Raw genomic sequence first — 16,405 nt, forward strand, 5'->3', positions numbered from 1 at the left:
CATATTGAACAAGGCGACGACGCGCCTTTGGGAAACTGCGGCGCAGCTTTCCTGTCAAATGAACTAGAGCTTCTGTCCGGGAATTAAAGTTTCGCGCATGAAAAAAATCGAATGGGGCGATTTCTGTTACGGGGCTTACGCGCTGATGACCATCGCATTTTGCAGTCCATCGCCTTCGGTTTTGCCCGTGGCAAATTTGCACAATGCCAGCGCGTAAAGCCGATGTTCTGCCTTTAGCACGCGCGCGGCAAGAATATCAGCCGTGTCGCCATCGAGAATCGGAACAGCAGCCTGCGCCAGAATAGGCCCTTCGTCTACGCCCTCCGTCACCAGATGCACGGTGCAGCCTGCCAGTTTCATACCTGCATCAAGCGCACGCTGATGCGTGTGCAATCCGGGGAAAAGAGGCAGGAGGGAAGGGTGGATATTGAGAATACGTCCTGCATAAGGCGTAATGAAGCGCCTCGACAAAAGCCGCATATAGCCTGCCAGGCAGATGATGTCGGGCTTGATAGTAGCGAGAGCTGCAAGGATCGCATCTTCATGCACATCCTTAGAAGCATATTCCTTGCGCGGGAATATATGCGTGGAAACACCTGCCGCCTGCGCCTTGGCGAGACCGCTCGCTTCGGTCTTGTCGGAGAAGACGGCGACGACTTGTACCGGAAAATCGGGTGCCTGCGCAGCCCGGATCAGCGCCTCCATATTGGAGCCGCCACCCGAGATGAAAATGACGACCCGCTTGCGGTTCATAGGACCAGCGCGCCCCGATAAACGACGCCTTCGCCTTCGCGCTTGATCATGCGGCCCAGCGTGACGGCATTTTCGCCCTCTGCGGCAAGGGCGGCTAGAACCTCGCCCACCTTGTCTGGTTCGACCACGGCGATCATGCCGATGCCGCAATTGAAAGTGCGTAGCATTTCAAGCGGCTCCACACCGCCGGTTTTGGCAAGCCATGAGAAGACGGGCGGAACCGGAATTGCATCAAGATCGATTTCGGCGGCAAGCCCTTCTGGCAGAACACGCGGAATATTGTCGGGGAAACCGCCGCCGGTAATATGTGCTAGCGCCTTGATGCCATCACAGGCGCGGATTGCGGCAAGCAGAGACTTCACATAAATGCGTGTTGGCGTCAGCAGCGCTTCGCCAAGGGTCGCATCGGACTGGAACGGTGCTTCGGACTTCCAGCCAAGGCCCGACATTTCCACGATACGGCGCACCAGCGAGAAGCCGTTGGAATGAACACCCGACGAAGGAAGCCCCAGAATGATGTCGCCTTCACGCGCATCGCCGCGTGGCAACAGCCGGTTTCGTTCTGCGGCACCGACGGCAAAGCCTGCGAGATCGTAATCGCCATCGCGATACATGCCGGGCATTTCAGCCGTTTCGCCGCCGATAAGCGCGCACCCGGCCTGAAGGCAGCCTTCCGCAATGCCAGAAACGATAGCGACGCCCTGGTCCGGTGAGAGCTTGCCAGTGGCAAAATAGTCGAGGAAGAAAAGCGGTTCTGCGCCCTGCACAACCAGATCGTTGACGCACATGGCGACGAGATCGATGCCAACCGTGTCGTGTTTGTCGGCATCGATTGCGATCTTGAGTTTGGTGCCGACGCCATCATTGGCCGCGACCAACACCGGATCGGTGAAACCTGCCGCTTTCAAATCGAACAAACCGCCAAAGCCGCCGATTTCACCATCCGCACCGGGGCGGCGCGTGGAACGGACGAGCGGCTTGATCTTGTCGACCATCAGGTTCCCGGCATCGATATCGACGCCAGCCTGCGCATAAGTCAGCCCGTTCTTGCTGCCGGGCTTGCTGTCGGGGTTGTTTTCCACGGTCATGATCTGCTCCTGAAACTGGCCGGAAACTGGGCTGTGTCCCACACAGGGGATCATTCAAGCGCGCAATGACATGAGATTGCCTGCCCTGCAAGGCCGAAGGGGCGGAAAAGCGCAAAACAACGTGATAATCTGCCGAATATTCCCGTTCCGGCAAGATCGCATTGAGACAGTCATTACGATAAAAGTAACACGGGTCTATTATATAGGACAGAGCGAGACTGCCTTTTGCAGAGAGTGGATCAATATGGTGAAGAGACCAGCGCCAGCGCGTGGAAGCGTGAACAAGACGATACAGCAATCGGACGCGACGGCGCGCGACGGCGATATTCACGTCAATGTCGAACTTGGAGGCATCACCGGTACGAGCATACGGCGTCAGGCGATGTTCTGGGTTGTGGCAATGGCGGTGTTCGTGTTGTTCCTCGTGGTTTTCAGCTCGGTGCTGCTGCCTTTCGTGGCGGGTATGGCACTGGCTTATTTCCTCGATCCGGTGGCCGACCGTTTGGAGCGAATGGGTCTTTCGCGGTTGGCTGCCACCGTTGTCATTCTTTTGATCTTTCTGGTGACGCTTGTTATTGGCCTGATGATTATCATCCCGGTTCTGGCCACTCAGCTTGTCGATTTCATTTCCAAACTGCCCGATTACATCTCGCAGCTCCAGTCGCTTCTGGCCAATGAGAATTCGCAATGGCTCAAACGCTATATCGGCATTGACAGCTCGGTCATCCGCGAAAATCTCAGTTCGCTGCTCCAGCAGAGCGCCGGTTTCCTGTCGACGCTGCTTCAGTCCCTGTGGAATTCGGGGAAATCCCTTATCGATATTGCGGGGCTTTTCGTCGTCACGCCGGTGGTCGCCTTCTATATGTTGCTCGATTGGGATCATATGGTTGAAAAGATCGATTCCTGGGTGCCGCGCTCCCAGCTTCATACGGTGCGGCGCATTGCGGGCGAAATGGATGCAGCTGTAGCAGGTTTCATTCGCGGACAAGGAACCTTGTGTTTGATACTGGGTACCTATTATGCCATTGGTCTGACCCTGACCGGCCTCAACTTTGGCCTGCTGATCGGCTTTTTTGCTGGTCTTATCAGCTTCATTCCCTATGTCGGGTCCTTTATCGGTCTGACGCTTGCCATTGGCGTGGCGCTGGTACAGTTCTGGCCCGACTGGATCATGATCGTGGCCGTGGCAGCGGTATTTTTTCTCGGTCAGTTCGTGGAGGGCAATATTCTCCAGCCGAAGCTCGTCGGCTCTTCGGTGGGCCTGCATCCCGTCTGGCTGATGTTTGCGTTGTTTGCTTTCGGCTCCCTGTTCGGCTTTACCGGAATGCTGGTCGCCGTGCCTGCCGCAGCCGCTGTCGCAGTGCTTGTACGCTTCGCGCTGAACCGCTATCTCCATTCTCCTATGTATGACCCTGCCTATAAACAGCCAGACCCCGATGCTGGGCCGCTTATCGAGGCAGGCGAGAATGCAGGCAAGAAGCAATGAAACCGCGTCAGATTCCGCTCAATCTTGAGCACCAGCCCGGCTATCACCGCGAAGACCTTATTGTCACGTCATCGAACCGTGCGGCGGTGGAGCTTGTCGACCGCTGGCCCAACTGGCTGACGCCTGTCGTGATTCTTGCCGGGCCGACTGGCGCTGGCAAGACGCATCTGGCGGAAGTCTGGCGCTCCGCCACCGACGCGCTTCTGGTCGATCCGAACGCTATTACGGATGAGGCTGTGACCGGCACTGCGGAACGGCCTGTTCTGATCGATGATATTGGCGGCGAGCCTTTCGACGAGACGGGCCTGTTCCATCTCATCAACAGCGTGCGGCAGAATGCAGCGCAGGGGCCGGGGCCTTCGCTGCTGATAACGTCGCATCATCGCCCGGCGAACTGGAATGTGAAGCTGCCCGATCTCGCTTCGCGCCTGAAAGCCGCGACCGTAGTCGAAATCTCGGAGCCGGACGACATGCTGCTTTCGGGGGTGATTCACAAGCTGTTCGCCGACCGGCAGGTCAGTGTGGAGCCGCATGTTGTGAGTTATCTCGTCAGCCGGATGGAGCGTTCACTTCTCTCGGCCATTCGCCTCGTGGATTGGCTCGACCGCGCAGCGCTGGAACAGAAAACCCGTATCACCCGTACCCTGGCAGCACAGATACTTTCCAAAATGGATGACGGTAACGAATGAAGATTGCCGTCACTGGAGCAGGAGGGTTTATTGGCGGCGCGCTTTCGCGCCATCTTCAAAGCGAGGGGCATGTCATCCTTCCACTATCGCGCGCCGATCTTTCAGAACCGGATTTCTCGAATGCCCAAACCGTTATTCATTGCGCAGCTCTTGCCCATCGCACCGGGGCTGCGCGCCCGCAGGCGGATGAGTTCGATGCGGTCAACCATCGCCTGACGGTCGAACTGGCGCAAAAAGCCCGGCAGGCCGGTGTGCGGCGCTTCATCTTCGTCTCTACGATCTATACGGTTGCAGGCAATCCATCGCCGCTAACGCCGGGCATGAAACTCGCACCACGCGACGATTACGGTAGTGCCAAAGCGCGTGCTGAAACGGCGCTTCTCGCCATGGGCGGCATTGAAATCGTGATCGCCCGTCCCGTTCTTGTCTATGGACCGGGCGCACGCGCCAATCTTAAAGCCCTAGTGAAATTATGCGACACGCCCCTGCCGCTTCCCTTCGGTTGTGCGAATAATCGGCGCAGTCTTGTGTCGCTGGAAAATGTGGTGCGCGCGCTGACTTTTCTGGTCGATGCCCCGGCACAGACAGTTGCAGGCAAAGTTTTCCATCTGGCCGAGCCGCAACCGCGTTCGACACGCGAACTGGTGATAAAAACACGCGCCACGCTGGGCCGACCATCGCGACTGGTGCCGGTTCCTGCTGTATTCATGAAATTACTGCTGGCAGTTTTGGGAAAGAAAGCGCTTTTTGATCAGCTCTATGGTGATCTCATCGCTGATACATCGTCGTTGACAGGGGCAGGGTTTATATATCTGCCCGGTGATCCGCAACTTGCAGCTATGGTCACAGATGTTAAGCCGTGTTCGATCAATACGACATCGGAGCAGATTTAAGGCCTGCTCAACAGAGCGCACTAATTATGTTGGCCGACCGCCAATGGGGGCTTGATACGGGACTTTTGCGGTGCTTTTGAAGAAGCCGGAGCGGCTGCCTGCGGTTTCTTCGCAATCGATCCGGTAATGATTTTTGCGCTATCGGGTTTTCTGCGCCCGCCGACAAGCTGATCTTCATGCACCCAGCCAATCATATTGGTCGAAGGCACCACGACGCGGTGCCAGCGGCCCGTCTTGCCATAGGAACGCATTTCGCGCCCTTTTTCGACCGTGCCGATGGCGGGCGATTTATCCCATGCATTCTTGCGAATAGTCAGCTTCACTTTTGCGAAGATGACTGAAGGCGATTGGGCCGGTGCGTTGGTGCCGCGCGGCGGCATCGGCAGCTTGGCTGCGCGAACAGCGGTCTGTTCCAGTGGTTTTGGTCGGGCTGGCGCTACTGCCGCGATCGGGCGTGGAACGGGGCCGACTGCCTTGGCGAAGTCTTTCGCATCTGACTTCGAGGCAGCTTTCTTTTCAACTACGGCCTTTTCTGACTGTGGCTTGCGTTCGGCCTTCGCCGGTGCGGAGGGGGCGGGCTTGGATACGGAGCGTTGGAATAATCCGGTCAGTGCGGCATGCGGGTTCTTATGTTGGGAGGTGGCCCAGAGGCTGAATGCTCCAAGTCCTAAAATAACACCCAGCGCCAACAAAGGCGTGCTTGAACCCGATCTGCTTTTGCGCCTGGTGGAGCGCTTGGGCGAGCGAGAACTCCGTTTCCTTGCAGCCATTTGTTCCGTCCCTGTCCGAATCGCGACAGGAAGACACTAGCGTGCCTTCCTTCGCATTTGGTTACTGGAACTCGTTTAAACGGATCGGGTAACACCGCCGTCCACACGCAGATTCTGCCCCGTAATATAAGCAGCCCCTTCGGAAGCAAGGAACGAAACCGTAGCCGCTATTTCTTCGCTCGTGCCATAGCGCTGCATGGGTACGCTTTCACGGCGATCTTCGGTGGCGGGAAGGCTGTCGATCCAGCCGGGCAGGATATTGTTCATGCGGATATTATCGCTCGCATAGGCATCGGCAAAAATCTTTGTAAAAGACGCCAGCCCTGCACGAAATACCGCCGAGGTGGGAAACAGGGAAATCGGCTCAAAAGCCCATGCCGATGAAATATTGATAATTGTACCCGTTTTCCGCTCCTGCATGATGGGTACCACAAGACGGCTTGGCCGAATCACATTGAGGAAATAGGTATCCATCCCTTTATGCCAGTCTTCATCGGTAATTTCGAGGATTGGCGCGCGCGGGCCATGACCGGCGCTGTTGATCAGCGTATCGATGCGGCCCCATTTCTTCACGGTCAGATCGACGAGCCGCTTGAGATCATCCACTGACTGATTTGAGCCGGTGACGCCGATACCGCCAAGCTCACCGGCCAGAGCTTCGCCCTTACCCGAGGAAGATAGGATCGCCACGGCAAAACCGTCTTTGGCAAGCCGTCGTGCGGAGGCCGCTCCCATGCCGCTGCCGCCAGCCGTTACAATCGCTACTTTTTGCGCCGTCATTTCCCGGTCCTCTCAGTTGAATCAATCATGCTGCGAAAGTAGCCGCTGCTCTCGAAATCCCAAGTCATTTTTTGTGCATTTAAAATTTCACGATATTGCGGTGGCAATAAAAAACGCCGCAGAAGCGGCGTTTTATTAGGAGATGCTGAACAGATCACTCATGATCCGAAAGTTTGCTTCCATAGACTGGTTCGTCGGAAGCTGGGTCATTTCGCTTCTGGCTCGTCTCGTTTTGTTCGACTGCATCACGAAAAGCAGCCCATTCGCGTTCGTGACGGCGGTATAGCGCGTCTGAAGTCTGGATAGACATTTCGATCCTCCGTTGTCGTGGAAATCGAATAACACACACCCGCCAAAAAAGTTTAATCACAAACCGTAAGCGTTTGAAATCTAAATCGGTTTATATGTTTATAACTTCTTTTTTTGTTAATTCTCCTCAATGGAAATACCATCTTCCCCGATTTTCATCTCGATACCCGCAGGTTTTGTTTCTTCCTGATAGGCATAATAAGCAAACCCGGCGACCACAACTATAAGAGCGCCGATAATCAGATAAAGGCCATTTCGATTCACGCTGGAACTCCCCAAAGCTGAATTGCCAGATTAAAACGTGTGAGAAACCATATGGTTCCTCTCGCTTCGGCTTTTGTAAGCTGTTCGGCGGGGCGAACGAATAAATTTAGGCACTTCGGTTTTTATCGCTTGCTTTATATTCGATGATTATCTAGGGAAGGGCCGCTTGCAAAAGCACGGAGCGTAGCGCAGCCTGGTAGCGCACCTGATTTGGGATCAGGGGGTCGGAGGTTCGAATCCTCTCGCTCCGACCATTATTACAAACAATACACCAATCTTATTGCTCGCCGGATCATTGCGCTGTGCGCCTTTATCGCGTTGACATGCCGCGGTGTGTAAACTATTGCCTTGGTAAAATTTATCGCCCTTTCAGGGTAATGCATGGAACAAGGTTGTCGAAATGGTTGCACGTATTTACCGTCCAGCTAAGACCGCAATGCAGTCAGGTACGGCCAAAACCGACCGCTGGGTTCTTGAATATGAGCCGGAAAGCTCTCGCAGGGTCGAGCCTTTGATGGGCTACACCTCGTCGAGCGATATGCGAAGCCAGATTCGCCTGTTCTTCGATAGCTGTGAGGAAGCCGTGGAGTATGCGACCCGCAACGGTGTTGCTTACCGTGTCTTCGAGCCACAGGAAACCAAGCGGCGCAAAATCGCCTATTCGGATAATTTTCGCTTTGACCGCACGCAATCCTGGACACATTGAACTTCCTCCGCCTGAAAGCATATTCAGGCGGAAAATTTGATGGTAGCGGCATTCCTGGAATCTGGGTAAGAGAAATCAGATCAAATTCTTTGGCAGTGCCTCTGAATGAGGTCCCGTAGCTCAGCTGGATAGAGCACCGGCCTTCTAAGCCGTAGGTCGCAGGTTCGAATCCTGCCGGGATCGCCACTCTCAAAATACTTGTCGAATGACGCGATATTTGGCCTTTTTGGCCACTATGTTGCCCTTGGGTCAGCATTGCTGATCTTTCTCAACGTTCCTTCCCTCTGCGTCGGTCCGAAACTGCGACGCAATCTCGGCGCATAGATTTCGTCCACGGTCGGCTTCCGATCCCGTTCCTGCCGCTCACCGGGTTGATCGAAGCATTACAAATCGAACATGGTACGATAGCAAAGCGTGTCGCAGGTTGTGGGAATTTCGCGACAGGAGAAGGATTCCGAAAGGCGGCTTCTGGCCAGATAGGCCGAGTCGGCCCGAACGCGGGATTTTGGCCAATTTGACGAACAAAAGTAGAATATGGATTTTGATGGTCGTGGGTGCCTGTGTTTGCGTCGCAAATATCAGACGCAAAATCGAAACTTTAATCGGGATTTTCGCGACGTCCCCCCTTTTCCCGACGCCTTACCCGGCGGTAGGCTAGACCAATGGTAACAAACAGAGTGGACGAAATCACCGAAACGAACCGGCTCGCTTGGAACGCGCAACGCTTTGACGCGTGGGTATCCGCCTTCGGGACACCAGAAGATGAGGCGGCAAAGATCATTGCCGAACCGAAACATATTCTGCGGCGGCTATATCCCTATCTTGGAGACGTTACGGGGAAACGCATCTGCAATGTCCAAGGCTCTCATGGGCGCGTTGCCGTAGCACTCGCTCGGCTAGGTGCCGAGGTGTGGGTCATCGACTTCTCGGAAGAGAACCGGCGTTTTGCCCTTCGCTTGGCCGAAGCGGCTGGCGTCGTGATTGATTATGCTCTTTGCGATACCATGGAAGCGGGCAAACTAGGTCAGAACCACAGCTTCGATGTGCTCGTACTGGAGCTTGGCATTCTCCACTACCATCAGAATATCGAGCGGTTTTTCACAGTAATGCGCCAGCTCACAGCAAACGGTGGCATGCTCGTGTTGAACGAATTTCATCCGGTTCAGCGGAAGTTGTTTTGGGCCGAAGGTCCGCATGATTATTTCCAGACCGGCCTAATAGAGGCCGACGTGCCCAATCCTGACGCCACTAGCGTATCCTTGGGGAAATGCCTTTATCGCTTCTGGACGATGGGAGACATCATGACGGCCGCCATCCAAGCCGGGTTTACGATAGTAAGGCTGGATGAACACCCAGACTGGACGGATGTGAGCATTCCAGGAACTTTCACACTGGTCGCTTATGCATGACGGGTGGGACTCCGCTAATCACCGTCGCAGAAATCCTAAGTTTCGCGACAAAATCTCTGGCGCTGATTTTGCAGGAAAATTCCTGTTGCAAATATCAGGTGAAAATTGCGAATTTGCGCAATGATGATCTGCGACACTTCCCGCAAGGTATTGAAAAGCCCTATCTTTTTTTAAGGTAAGGGGAAATGGATTTTAGGTGGGGGGATGGCATGTTCTCTTTTAGTTTCTCCGCGCCCGATTGAGTGAGCTTTTTAGCGTTCGCCTGCCATGTATAAAGCTCGATCATAGCATGGGGTTTGCCGAGATAGCTCACAGTCAAACTAACGTGGCTCTACCCCGTAAAGGGACAGGAAGAGGCTTAATGCGTGACGCGATTGCTATCTGTTTTGACGCAAACGGTGTCTATAATTATTCAGGATTCCGTTTTGGGGCTGAGCGCTTTGATTGAGGTCAGGTCGCTGTCTGTTCTCCGGACGGTGACGCGGCTTTGCATCACGAGAAGAGACACGGGAACGCTTTACCGAACGGGCATGCTGCCTCTCATAACGTGGGCCTGCATCGCGGTAATATCGATCATTTCGATGATGTCGTGATCTGTAACGCGGCCCCGTACGGTAAATAACCGCAGATCTTTCGTAATGGCCATAGGAAGGGCCGGAATCCCTGTACCCATCATAATAATATGAATCGCTCACGCATCCGGACAGGAAAAGCGACAGCAAAGCGATAGTTGCAGTTGAAACAAGGGCTTTGAGGGTCATTGTAGTATTCCTGTTAAGTTTGCAGAATGTTGCCATATTCTGATCCTCCGTCCGGATAACCGCAAATCACAATAGAAATCAGAGTGCTACGAAGAAGAAAATCTGCGGGGCACATACTGATATGGATAGCAGTATTCCCCCCAACGAGGCGCACTGGCATGGAGCAACTATCTACCACCCCGTGCCTTGATAGGGGTTTGCAGTTGCCGCTAAGTGGATGAGATCATTATTATATATCGGTTCGGTACTCAGATGCGATCACTTCTATCCAGGTCCGGGCCGCTTCCCATGAAGGAAAAGTTTGCCGCTCGTCGTGAATGGCGTAAGCAACCCAACGATCGTCTGGATTGCCGGAGTCTTCTGTCATGATGGTGCCGATACGGTGTCCGTGATAGTCATGAATCGGATAGATCATCATTGATGCTCCTTTTTGAAGTTGGATTGAACCGCGAAACGAGGTCCGGAGCAAGAGTTTTCCAGTAAATACATGCGTGCTACGTCACGTCGGGTGGCTAGCGGACCGGGGAAGGAAGTTACCGGAGCGGCTCCCTCATTATCAATGGGCCATCCGATTGAGGGGCTACGAATCTCATAATGATGCGAATGGTTCTTGACCGAACCGGGGTTCTATCCGCACATTCCATCAGTGCCTGTTGAGCGCTGATTGCAAACTGCTTGCCTGCCCGGCGCACAGGCTGATATTCAACAGTCTCAATCCGAACCAGTTCACCTTCCGCATTATAGGTGACTTCGAATGTCGCGGAAGCCCGTTGATAATCGGTTCCTTCCGGTAGTTTCCAGCATTTGGTCGCCATTTCCGTTACGACCTCGGCATCGGTAGCTGCGACCGATTGTGTGACGGATAGCGTTAATGCAAGAATGCCCAACAGGCAGGTTTTGTTCATACGTCTTCCAGGTGAATCAGGTTCCACAGCCATCCATATTCACAACGTAAGCACGAAGGGCTTTGATTGCCAGCGCAGGGATGCGGACGACGCCATCTAGGCGCGCGGTGATGCTGATGCAATGTTTCCGCCAATTTGATCCAGGTTAAGCGATGTCGCGATCAGGAACTCTGGTTCAAGTCGGGGTAAGGAGCAGGAAAAGCAAGCAGCCTATTCCTGGGGCGTTTCAGTCTGCACATTCTCTTCTTGTTTGGTCTTGTTGGCTTTGTCGGATGAGTTCTTTTTACTTTTCTTTTCCGTTCCAGGCTTTAATTCAGCCGCGAAATCTACGGATGATTTGTCGGAGTTTGCAAGCAATTGATGAATGATTTCAATGAACTTCACTTCATCATCAATAAAGACCGATCCCTGCCGGGGTCTGGAGAAACGATTGAGGCCCGTAAATGAAAGTGTTTTGCTGTCCGGGTCGTAGGCGATGGTATTTATTTTTGTTATGCGCATTGGTTTGATCTCCATGCTTCTTGCATAAGCTGGCCTAAGAACGCTGTCACAATCAATAGGGTGCGATTGTCATAATTGATATCTGCTCGCTGCCCTTGAGATTACCAATGCGGGAGCCCCATCAGGCTTTTTTCAGAAACTCGGTTCGCAAAACCAGCCCCTTGACCTGTTTGGTATTGCAGTCGACCTCGTCAGGATTGCCGGTCAGACGGATACCTTTGATCAGCGTTCCGCGCTTGAGTGTCGTCGACGTGCCTTTTACTTTCAGATCCTTGATAAGAGTAACCGAGTCACCGTCATTGAGCTGGGCGCCGTTGCTGTCGCGTACGATTTCATCTGACATGCATAAATCCTGATCATGATTGGCTGTGATTCATATTCAGTATGCTTATAGGAATAAGGCCCGAATGCCACAAGGCTGCATCGCCCATAACATGGTAGCCCTTGCCGGTGCGCAACCGACTTGTTGCAACACGAAAACGCCGCGATCACAGCGGCGTTTCTCGGTCGCATATCTACTATTGGCCGTGCGGCCCATCGCCTCCACGCGTACGATTGTAATAACGTGGACCACGGTGGCGGGGGCGATCCCAATGGCGGTGGCGATGATGCCAGCGACTACGGTGCCAGTCACGGCGGTGCCAATGGTCATCCCTGTCGTTGAGCGCTGCACCAATTGCGACACCCGCGATCAGCGGAATGCCTATGAGAGCGGCGCTGCGCCCGAAATCATCTGATCGGACTGATCCTTCACGTATCGCAAGATAGCGCGAAGATGCCCAGCCTGACATGCCGCTATAACTCACCTGACACCAGCTATAGCCGGTTGCGCAGCTATGCACGGTAACAGGCGCCCGGTTGGGAATGCTGCCGATTCTGCCATAGCTGGTTCCGGGGCCGGTGCGGATATTAAGGTCAGCCGTCACAATTGCATTTGCGGCTTGCGCGGCACCGGCGGAAAAAACGCCGACAGCAACAATTGCGGCCTTGAAAGAAAGTTTCATCGCAGTTCTCCCTGAACAGCTTCTTTTCAGATAAACGAAGCAGGGGCGTGGGAGGTTCCTTGGCCATATCTGGCAGCGATTGCATTGCACCTTGGAACAGCGCGAAAACGGCGACTTTATCGACGGTAGCGCAAAATGACGGCTATCGCAAATATGGCCAGGCCGATTGCGATGACACCCTGCAACACAAATATCCAGTTCATCATGGTGTTTCCCTTGGGGCGTCCGGCAGCATAGAGAGCCGGTTCAACAGAAGGGTTTCCTATCGCATTTTGGCATAAAACAAAACGCACAAGGCGAAGTGGCGCCTAAAATCATGAAAATATTAAAGATTTTACTAATATACGATCAATAATGACCACTGAGGCAGGGGTAAAAAAGCGGCCGTTTGACCGCTTTTCCAAATTTGCCCCATCAATTAATTGTTCGGTCCAAAATATTTGTCTTTCAATTCGGCAATATCCTCATTCTCATACATGCTGATAATCGCGATCGAAGCGGGTTTCACAAGATCGCTATGGCGTGGAAAAGCAAAGCCGTATTTATCGGGGCTAAAAACATTGCCGACAACATCGATGGCTTCCTGCGGGTTCTTGTGCGCATAATATTCCAGCACCGGACTATCGCCGACAATCGCGGCAACCTCGTTATTGACCAGCGCTGCAACAGCTTCGGGAAGGTGATCAAAGGGCACTGTTGCAATGGATCGCTCTTTCATTATCTGTTCGGATACGCTTCCACTGCGCACTCCGACAGATTTGTTTTGTAGATCGGCAATACCGGTAATATTGTGAGTGATATGGGCCACGGTCATCACGCTGGTAATGGATGAGGTGACATAAGCAACGACGGCTATGCCGAATACGAGCCAGAATGCCTGCCAGATGCGGCCAATCCAGCCGAATAGATTTTTACGCGAGCTTTTTCCGGTCGTTGCGATAGAGACGACATGATAAAAACTCTCGGCAAAGCCTTCATGCCAGTATCTGGGGAAATTCTGGTCGAAGCGTCGGTCGAACAAAGTCAAAAAAAGTGTCGCTGCAAGAATAACAATGCCGATCCAGGCATAGGTGGCCAGATGTCCGGCGTCTTCGAGATTGGTTATCAATTCGCCCCAACTGTTCCCTGCATCCGTATGCGTCATGATACGCAGGCCCGCATCGAACCAGGGATGGGTGAAGTCTACGACCTCCGCACGGCTTTCCGTGATCGTTAGATTGGTGACACCTGCGTCGACCTGATTTTCGGAGACGGCTTTGACCAGCTCGTTATAGTTGGGATATTCGACAAATTTCGAAGCGAGATTGAGCCGTAAGGCGACATTCTGCCAAAGATCGATTGCCATGCCTCCAAAAGCGCCGCCCTGATTGGTGACGAATGGCTCGCTCACATAAACGCCGACCTTCACTGGCCTCAGAGGCGCATCTTGCGAACCGGCAGGCACACAGAATACTGCGAAAAAAATGAGCGCAAGAAAATTCCGTATTGCAAGGGAGGCCGAATTTCTGCCTATATTACACGACAACACTGACCGATACCTGTTTCTCATGGATATTGAATGGAGATTATAGGTATTTCTCCGCAGGATGGAAGTAGATTTGCAGCATTATTAAGCGCTATTATTTAATGCTAAATAATGATGCAGGTGCAGCGGGATGATCCTATCCGGGCAATAAAGCTTCCGGGACGGACAGAAATTCAAATGGCGGCAAATCCTTTTTTCAGATCGGCGATCAGATCCGGCACATCCTCAAACCCGATTTGCAGGCGTATGACCGGCCCCGCATAATCGCCTTTCGCAATCGTGCGGTCCTTGAGGTGGACTTCATTGGCAAGGCTTTCATAGCCGCCCCATGAATAGCCGAGGCCAAAAATTTCAAGCGCATTGAGAAATGCGTGTGCTTCCGGTTGCCCGCCCTTTTCCAGAACGAAAGCGAATACGCCGGATGAGCCGCTAAAATCACGCTTCCAGATTTCATGGCCGGGATGGCTTTCTAGCGCTGGATGCAGGACGCGTTCGACTGCCGGATGGCTTTCAAGCCAGTGGGCGATTTCAAGAGCGCTTTTGCGGTGATGCTCCAGCCGTACGCCCATCGTGCGCAGGCCACGCAATATTTGATATGTGTCATCGGGTGCCGCGCACAAACCCATCGTGCCATGCGTTTCCAGAAGTTGCGGCCAGCATTTTTCATTGGCGGAAATAGTCCCGAATAGAATATCGGCATGGCCTGATGGATACTTGGTTGCGGCGTGAATGCTGATGTCCACGCCGAAATCGAGTGCTCTGAAATAAATCGGCGTCGCCCAGGTATTGTCCATCATGACGATGGCTCCGCCCTTATGCGCTGCTTCCGCGATCGCAGGAATGTCCTGAACCTCGAATGTGTTCGACGCCGGAGATTCCGTAAAAATGACCTTGGTATTGGGGCGCATCAGTCCGGCAATGGCAGAGCCGATTTCGGGTTCATAATAGTCGACCTCTACGCCCATGCGCTTGAGGATCGTATCGACAAAATGGCGGGTCGGATTATAGATGGAATCGACAAACAGCGCGTGGTCGCCAGGCGAAAGGAAGCCGAGAAGGGGGACGGTGACAGCAGCTAGTCCCGATGGAACGCAAACCGTTCCTGCCGAGCCTTCAAGCGCATCAATCGCCTTGCACAAGGCTTCACTGGTTGGCGTGCCGCGTGTGCCATAGGTGTATTTCTGTCCGCCGCTCGCCATCGTTTGCGCATCAGGAAACAGGACCGTTGAAGCGCGTACCACGGGTGGGTTGACAAAGCCGTGATAGTCGCGCGGCGCATAGCCATCATGAGCAAGCCGTGTGTTTATGCCCGGTTTTTCTGTTCTGTCCTGCTTATTAGCCACGAAATTGCCTCCAGACCGTGTTGCATGCTGGTCCGCCGATTCTCATTTCGATGATTCTGCAAAGCCTGTTTGCTGAGAAGGCAGGCATGACAGAAAATCCTTGAGTTCTTCCCCGGCGGAAACCCTGCTGCATGGTTCCTTAAATCGGAATCGATTTAAGGTAAAATTATGCAGTTCCTTTGTAACAGTTATACCAAAGTAACGGAAAGAGTAGTCCTGTATGGCAGAGGCAAAAGCAAAGGATATTCTCCTCCAGCCGTTTCGTGTGGCTTCAGAACTGATGCGCGCCCTTTTCAAGCCTGCCTATCGGGGTGCTCCGTCGGCGTGGACGCTGGAAATGACGGCGGTAATTGTGGTTTTGCCGTTTATTCTGCTTGTGCTGCACATCTGGGACGCGCAGCTTGCCCGAAGCGCTATGACCAGCGATTGGATACTGATGAAGGGGCTGCGCGCGGCAACAGACTCGATCCGTACGCTCGTCTGGCTTTTTATTGCCCTTATTGTCTGGCTCGTGACGGCATGCCTGCTTTCTCCGTCGATTCGCATTTCTTTCCGGAGCGCGCTGGTCTGGTTACATGGCTGGGCAACTTTGCTGCTCATATCAATCCTTGCCGGAAGTTTTCCGTTGGAAATCGGCAAACTTGCTATAGGGCGGGCGCGGCCGGTGCTGCTTGACGAACTGGGCGCAGCCTACTTCTCTCCTTTCCACGGCGAGCATGCCTATGAAAGTTTCCCATCCGGCCATTCCATGATGGCAGGCATTATGCTGGTATCATTCTGGATTTTCCTTCCTCGCTGGCGAATCGCAACCGTGCCGGTTTGCTTGCTTCTCGCCATCAGCAGGCTTGCGGCGGGTGCGCATTATCCCACCGATGTGGTCGCAGGGCTGACCGTCGGCATAATTGCAGCTTGGTGGGTGGCGCGCTTTTTGGCGACGCGAAATATTATTTTTTCTTTTTCCGGGGAGCGGGCTTTTCCGCAGGTCTGAATTTGCCTGAAATATGGCCCTGTGGGAATGTATAAGCGTCTGAGAAATCTAGTAACTTATTGCCATGATTATATTATTTTGCAGAGTTCCATTTTAGGTATTATTTGCCCTCATCACTGGGCCGATTTACCCGGAAGTAGGGAAATCATGTAAAAACTCACGGATCTCGCACAGTTTTTTTCAATGATTTGGCCTTTTCTCCTGCGTTATTAACTTGACCAAAGCCAAAAT

At 53.3% G+C, this 16,405-nt stretch carries 19 protein-coding genes and 2 tRNA genes; 8 read left to right on the forward strand and 13 right to left on the reverse strand.

From position 1 onward, the window contains the following. Nucleotides 1-135 precede the first annotated feature (135 nt). Nucleotides 136-753 (reverse strand): phosphoribosylglycinamide formyltransferase, encoded by a 618-nt coding sequence (gene purN / locus KUG47_RS04390; RefSeq protein ID WP_217676703.1) that lies wholly within the window; start codon nucleotides 751-753, stop codon nucleotides 136-138. Further along, entirely contained in the window at nucleotides 750-1,841 is a 1,092-nt protein-coding gene (purM, locus tag KUG47_RS04395) for a phosphoribosylformylglycinamidine cyclo-ligase (RefSeq protein ID WP_217676704.1), read from the reverse strand. Before purM ends, purN begins: the two co-directional genes overlap by 4 nt. A 244-nt stretch (nucleotides 1,842-2,085) precedes the next feature. Here purM and KUG47_RS04400 point away from each other — a divergent pair, with 244 nt between their 5' ends. From KUG47_RS04400 to KUG47_RS04410, 3 genes are read left to right on the forward strand one after another with little or no spacing between them, the layout of a single operon-like run. Then, on the forward strand, nucleotides 2,086-3,327 hold the full coding sequence (locus KUG47_RS04400; RefSeq protein WP_217676705.1) for an AI-2E family transporter: 1,242 nt from the start codon (nucleotides 2,086-2,088) through the stop codon (nucleotides 3,325-3,327). Then, on the forward strand, nucleotides 3,324-4,016 hold the full coding sequence (gene hdaA / locus KUG47_RS04405; RefSeq protein ID WP_217676706.1) for a DnaA regulatory inactivator HdaA: 693 nt from the start codon (nucleotides 3,324-3,326) through the stop codon (nucleotides 4,014-4,016). Before KUG47_RS04400 ends, hdaA begins: the two co-directional genes overlap by 4 nt. Further along, a complete protein-coding gene (locus KUG47_RS04410) occupies nucleotides 4,013-4,909 on the forward strand; it encodes an NAD-dependent epimerase/dehydratase family protein (protein ID WP_217676707.1) in 897 nt (298 codons plus the stop codon). Before hdaA ends, KUG47_RS04410 begins: the two co-directional genes overlap by 4 nt. A gap of 20 nt (nucleotides 4,910-4,929) precedes the next feature. On the opposite strand, the gene KUG47_RS04415 is transcribed toward KUG47_RS04410, so the two are convergent. The 4 genes from KUG47_RS04415 to KUG47_RS04430 all read right to left on the reverse strand — a co-directional run bounded on the left by KUG47_RS04415 (nucleotide 4,930) and on the right by KUG47_RS04430 (nucleotide 7,032). After that, nucleotides 4,930-5,679 carry a hypothetical protein gene (locus KUG47_RS04415; RefSeq protein ID WP_217676708.1) on the reverse strand — a complete coding sequence of 250 codons (750 nt, stop codon included), beginning with the start codon at nucleotides 5,677-5,679 and terminating at the stop codon, nucleotides 4,930-4,932. A 75-nt stretch (nucleotides 5,680-5,754) separates the two neighbouring features. Further along, nucleotides 5,755-6,459, reverse strand: a complete 705-nt coding sequence (locus KUG47_RS04420; protein ID WP_217676709.1) for an SDR family oxidoreductase — start codon at nucleotides 6,457-6,459, stop codon at nucleotides 5,755-5,757. A gap of 154 nt (nucleotides 6,460-6,613) precedes the next feature. Further along, entirely contained in the window at nucleotides 6,614-6,769 is a 156-nt protein-coding gene (locus KUG47_RS04425) for a hypothetical protein (protein WP_217676710.1), read from the reverse strand. Between the two features lie 116 nt (nucleotides 6,770-6,885). Continuing rightward, nucleotides 6,886-7,032 carry a hypothetical protein gene (locus tag KUG47_RS04430; RefSeq protein ID WP_217676711.1) on the reverse strand — a complete coding sequence of 49 codons (147 nt, stop codon included), beginning with the start codon at nucleotides 7,030-7,032 and terminating at the stop codon, nucleotides 6,886-6,888. A gap of 177 nt (nucleotides 7,033-7,209) precedes the next feature. Between KUG47_RS04430 and KUG47_RS04435 the strand changes: the two genes are divergently transcribed. From KUG47_RS04435 to KUG47_RS04450, 4 genes are all read left to right on the forward strand, one after another. Then, nucleotides 7,210-7,286 (forward strand) — tRNA-Pro (locus KUG47_RS04435). A 146-nt stretch (nucleotides 7,287-7,432) separates the two neighbouring features. Continuing rightward, nucleotides 7,433-7,738 (forward strand): ETC complex I subunit, encoded by a 306-nt coding sequence (locus KUG47_RS04440; RefSeq protein ID WP_217676712.1) that lies wholly within the window; start codon nucleotides 7,433-7,435, stop codon nucleotides 7,736-7,738. A gap of 109 nt (nucleotides 7,739-7,847) precedes the next feature. After that, a tRNA-Arg gene (locus tag KUG47_RS04445) sits at nucleotides 7,848-7,924 on the forward strand. A 491-nt stretch (nucleotides 7,925-8,415) separates the two neighbouring features. Continuing rightward, complete coding sequence (locus KUG47_RS04450; RefSeq protein WP_340162777.1) at nucleotides 8,416-9,147, forward strand: class I SAM-dependent methyltransferase; 732 nt, start codon at nucleotides 8,416-8,418, stop codon at nucleotides 9,145-9,147. A gap of 990 nt (nucleotides 9,148-10,137) precedes the next feature. Here the strand turns inward: KUG47_RS04450 and KUG47_RS04455 are convergent. The 7 genes from KUG47_RS04455 to KUG47_RS04485 all read right to left on the reverse strand — a co-directional run bounded on the left by KUG47_RS04455 (nucleotide 10,138) and on the right by KUG47_RS04485 (nucleotide 15,186). Continuing rightward, nucleotides 10,138-10,326 (reverse strand): hypothetical protein, encoded by a 189-nt coding sequence (locus tag KUG47_RS04455; protein WP_254799267.1) that lies wholly within the window; start codon nucleotides 10,324-10,326, stop codon nucleotides 10,138-10,140. 115 nt (nucleotides 10,327-10,441) lie between these two features. Further along, a complete protein-coding gene (locus KUG47_RS04460; RefSeq protein ID WP_217676714.1) occupies nucleotides 10,442-10,813 on the reverse strand; it encodes a hypothetical protein in 372 nt (123 codons plus the stop codon). A 210-nt stretch (nucleotides 10,814-11,023) separates the two neighbouring features. Further along, on the reverse strand, nucleotides 11,024-11,314 hold the full coding sequence (locus tag KUG47_RS04465; RefSeq protein WP_217676715.1) for a hypothetical protein: 291 nt from the start codon (nucleotides 11,312-11,314) through the stop codon (nucleotides 11,024-11,026). Between the two features lie 121 nt (nucleotides 11,315-11,435). Continuing rightward, nucleotides 11,436-11,657 (reverse strand): alkylphosphonate utilization protein, encoded by a 222-nt coding sequence (locus tag KUG47_RS04470; RefSeq protein WP_217676716.1) that lies wholly within the window; start codon nucleotides 11,655-11,657, stop codon nucleotides 11,436-11,438. 175 nt (nucleotides 11,658-11,832) lie between these two features. After that, on the reverse strand, nucleotides 11,833-12,318 hold the full coding sequence (locus KUG47_RS04475; protein ID WP_217676717.1) for an SH3 domain-containing protein: 486 nt from the start codon (nucleotides 12,316-12,318) through the stop codon (nucleotides 11,833-11,835). Nucleotides 12,319-12,736: 418 nt separating this feature from the next. Further along, nucleotides 12,737-13,867, reverse strand: coding sequence for a transporter substrate-binding domain-containing protein (locus KUG47_RS04480; RefSeq protein WP_217676718.1), 1,131 nt, complete (start codon nucleotides 13,865-13,867; stop codon nucleotides 12,737-12,739). A gap of 149 nt (nucleotides 13,868-14,016) precedes the next feature. After that, complete coding sequence (locus KUG47_RS04485) at nucleotides 14,017-15,186, reverse strand: cystathionine beta-lyase (protein ID WP_217676719.1); 1,170 nt, start codon at nucleotides 15,184-15,186, stop codon at nucleotides 14,017-14,019. Between the two features lie 220 nt (nucleotides 15,187-15,406). On the opposite strand from KUG47_RS04485, the gene lpxE reads away from it, so the two are divergent. After that, nucleotides 15,407-16,174, forward strand: coding sequence for a lipid A 1-phosphatase LpxE (gene lpxE, locus KUG47_RS04490; RefSeq protein ID WP_217676720.1), 768 nt, complete (start codon nucleotides 15,407-15,409; stop codon nucleotides 16,172-16,174). Nucleotides 16,175-16,405 lie beyond the last annotated feature (231 nt).

This window comes from Falsochrobactrum tianjinense (assembly GCF_019100495.1).
Taxonomy (GTDB): Bacteria; Pseudomonadota; Alphaproteobacteria; order Rhizobiales; family Rhizobiaceae; genus Brucella; species Brucella tianjinense.

Excerpts from the sequence above, each read along its gene's own strand:
- purN (WP_217676703.1), bottom strand. The coding sequence starts at position 753 with ATGAACCGCAAGCGGGTCGTCATTTTCATCTCGGGTGGCGGCTCCAAT.
- purM (WP_217676704.1), bottom strand. The coding sequence starts at position 1,841 with ATGACCGTGGAAAACAACCCCGACAGCAAGCCCGGCAGCAAGAACGGG.
- KUG47_RS04400 (WP_217676705.1), top strand. The coding sequence starts at position 2,086 with ATGGTGAAGAGACCAGCGCCAGCGCGTGGAAGCGTGAACAAGACGATA.
- hdaA (WP_217676706.1), top strand. The coding sequence starts at position 3,324 with ATGAAACCGCGTCAGATTCCGCTCAATCTTGAGCACCAGCCCGGCTAT.
- KUG47_RS04410 (WP_217676707.1), top strand. The coding sequence starts at position 4,013 with ATGAAGATTGCCGTCACTGGAGCAGGAGGGTTTATTGGCGGCGCGCTT.
- KUG47_RS04415 (WP_217676708.1), bottom strand. The coding sequence starts at position 5,679 with ATGGCTGCAAGGAAACGGAGTTCTCGCTCGCCCAAGCGCTCCACCAGG.
- KUG47_RS04420 (WP_217676709.1), bottom strand. The coding sequence starts at position 6,459 with ATGACGGCGCAAAAAGTAGCGATTGTAACGGCTGGCGGCAGCGGCATG.
- KUG47_RS04425 (WP_217676710.1), bottom strand. The coding sequence starts at position 6,769 with ATGTCTATCCAGACTTCAGACGCGCTATACCGCCGTCACGAACGCGAA.
- KUG47_RS04440 (WP_217676712.1), top strand. The coding sequence starts at position 7,433 with ATGGTTGCACGTATTTACCGTCCAGCTAAGACCGCAATGCAGTCAGGT.
- KUG47_RS04455 (WP_254799267.1), bottom strand. The coding sequence starts at position 10,326 with ATGATGATCTATCCGATTCATGACTATCACGGACACCGTATCGGCACC.
- KUG47_RS04460 (WP_217676714.1), bottom strand. The coding sequence starts at position 10,813 with ATGAACAAAACCTGCCTGTTGGGCATTCTTGCATTAACGCTATCCGTC.
- KUG47_RS04465 (WP_217676715.1), bottom strand. The coding sequence starts at position 11,314 with ATGCGCATAACAAAAATAAATACCATCGCCTACGACCCGGACAGCAAA.
- KUG47_RS04470 (WP_217676716.1), bottom strand. The coding sequence starts at position 11,657 with ATGTCAGATGAAATCGTACGCGACAGCAACGGCGCCCAGCTCAATGAC.
- KUG47_RS04475 (WP_217676717.1), bottom strand. The coding sequence starts at position 12,318 with ATGAAACTTTCTTTCAAGGCCGCAATTGTTGCTGTCGGCGTTTTTTCC.
- KUG47_RS04480 (WP_217676718.1), bottom strand. The coding sequence starts at position 13,867 with ATGAGAAACAGGTATCGGTCAGTGTTGTCGTGTAATATAGGCAGAAAT.
- lpxE (WP_217676720.1), top strand. The coding sequence starts at position 15,407 with ATGGCAGAGGCAAAAGCAAAGGATATTCTCCTCCAGCCGTTTCGTGTG.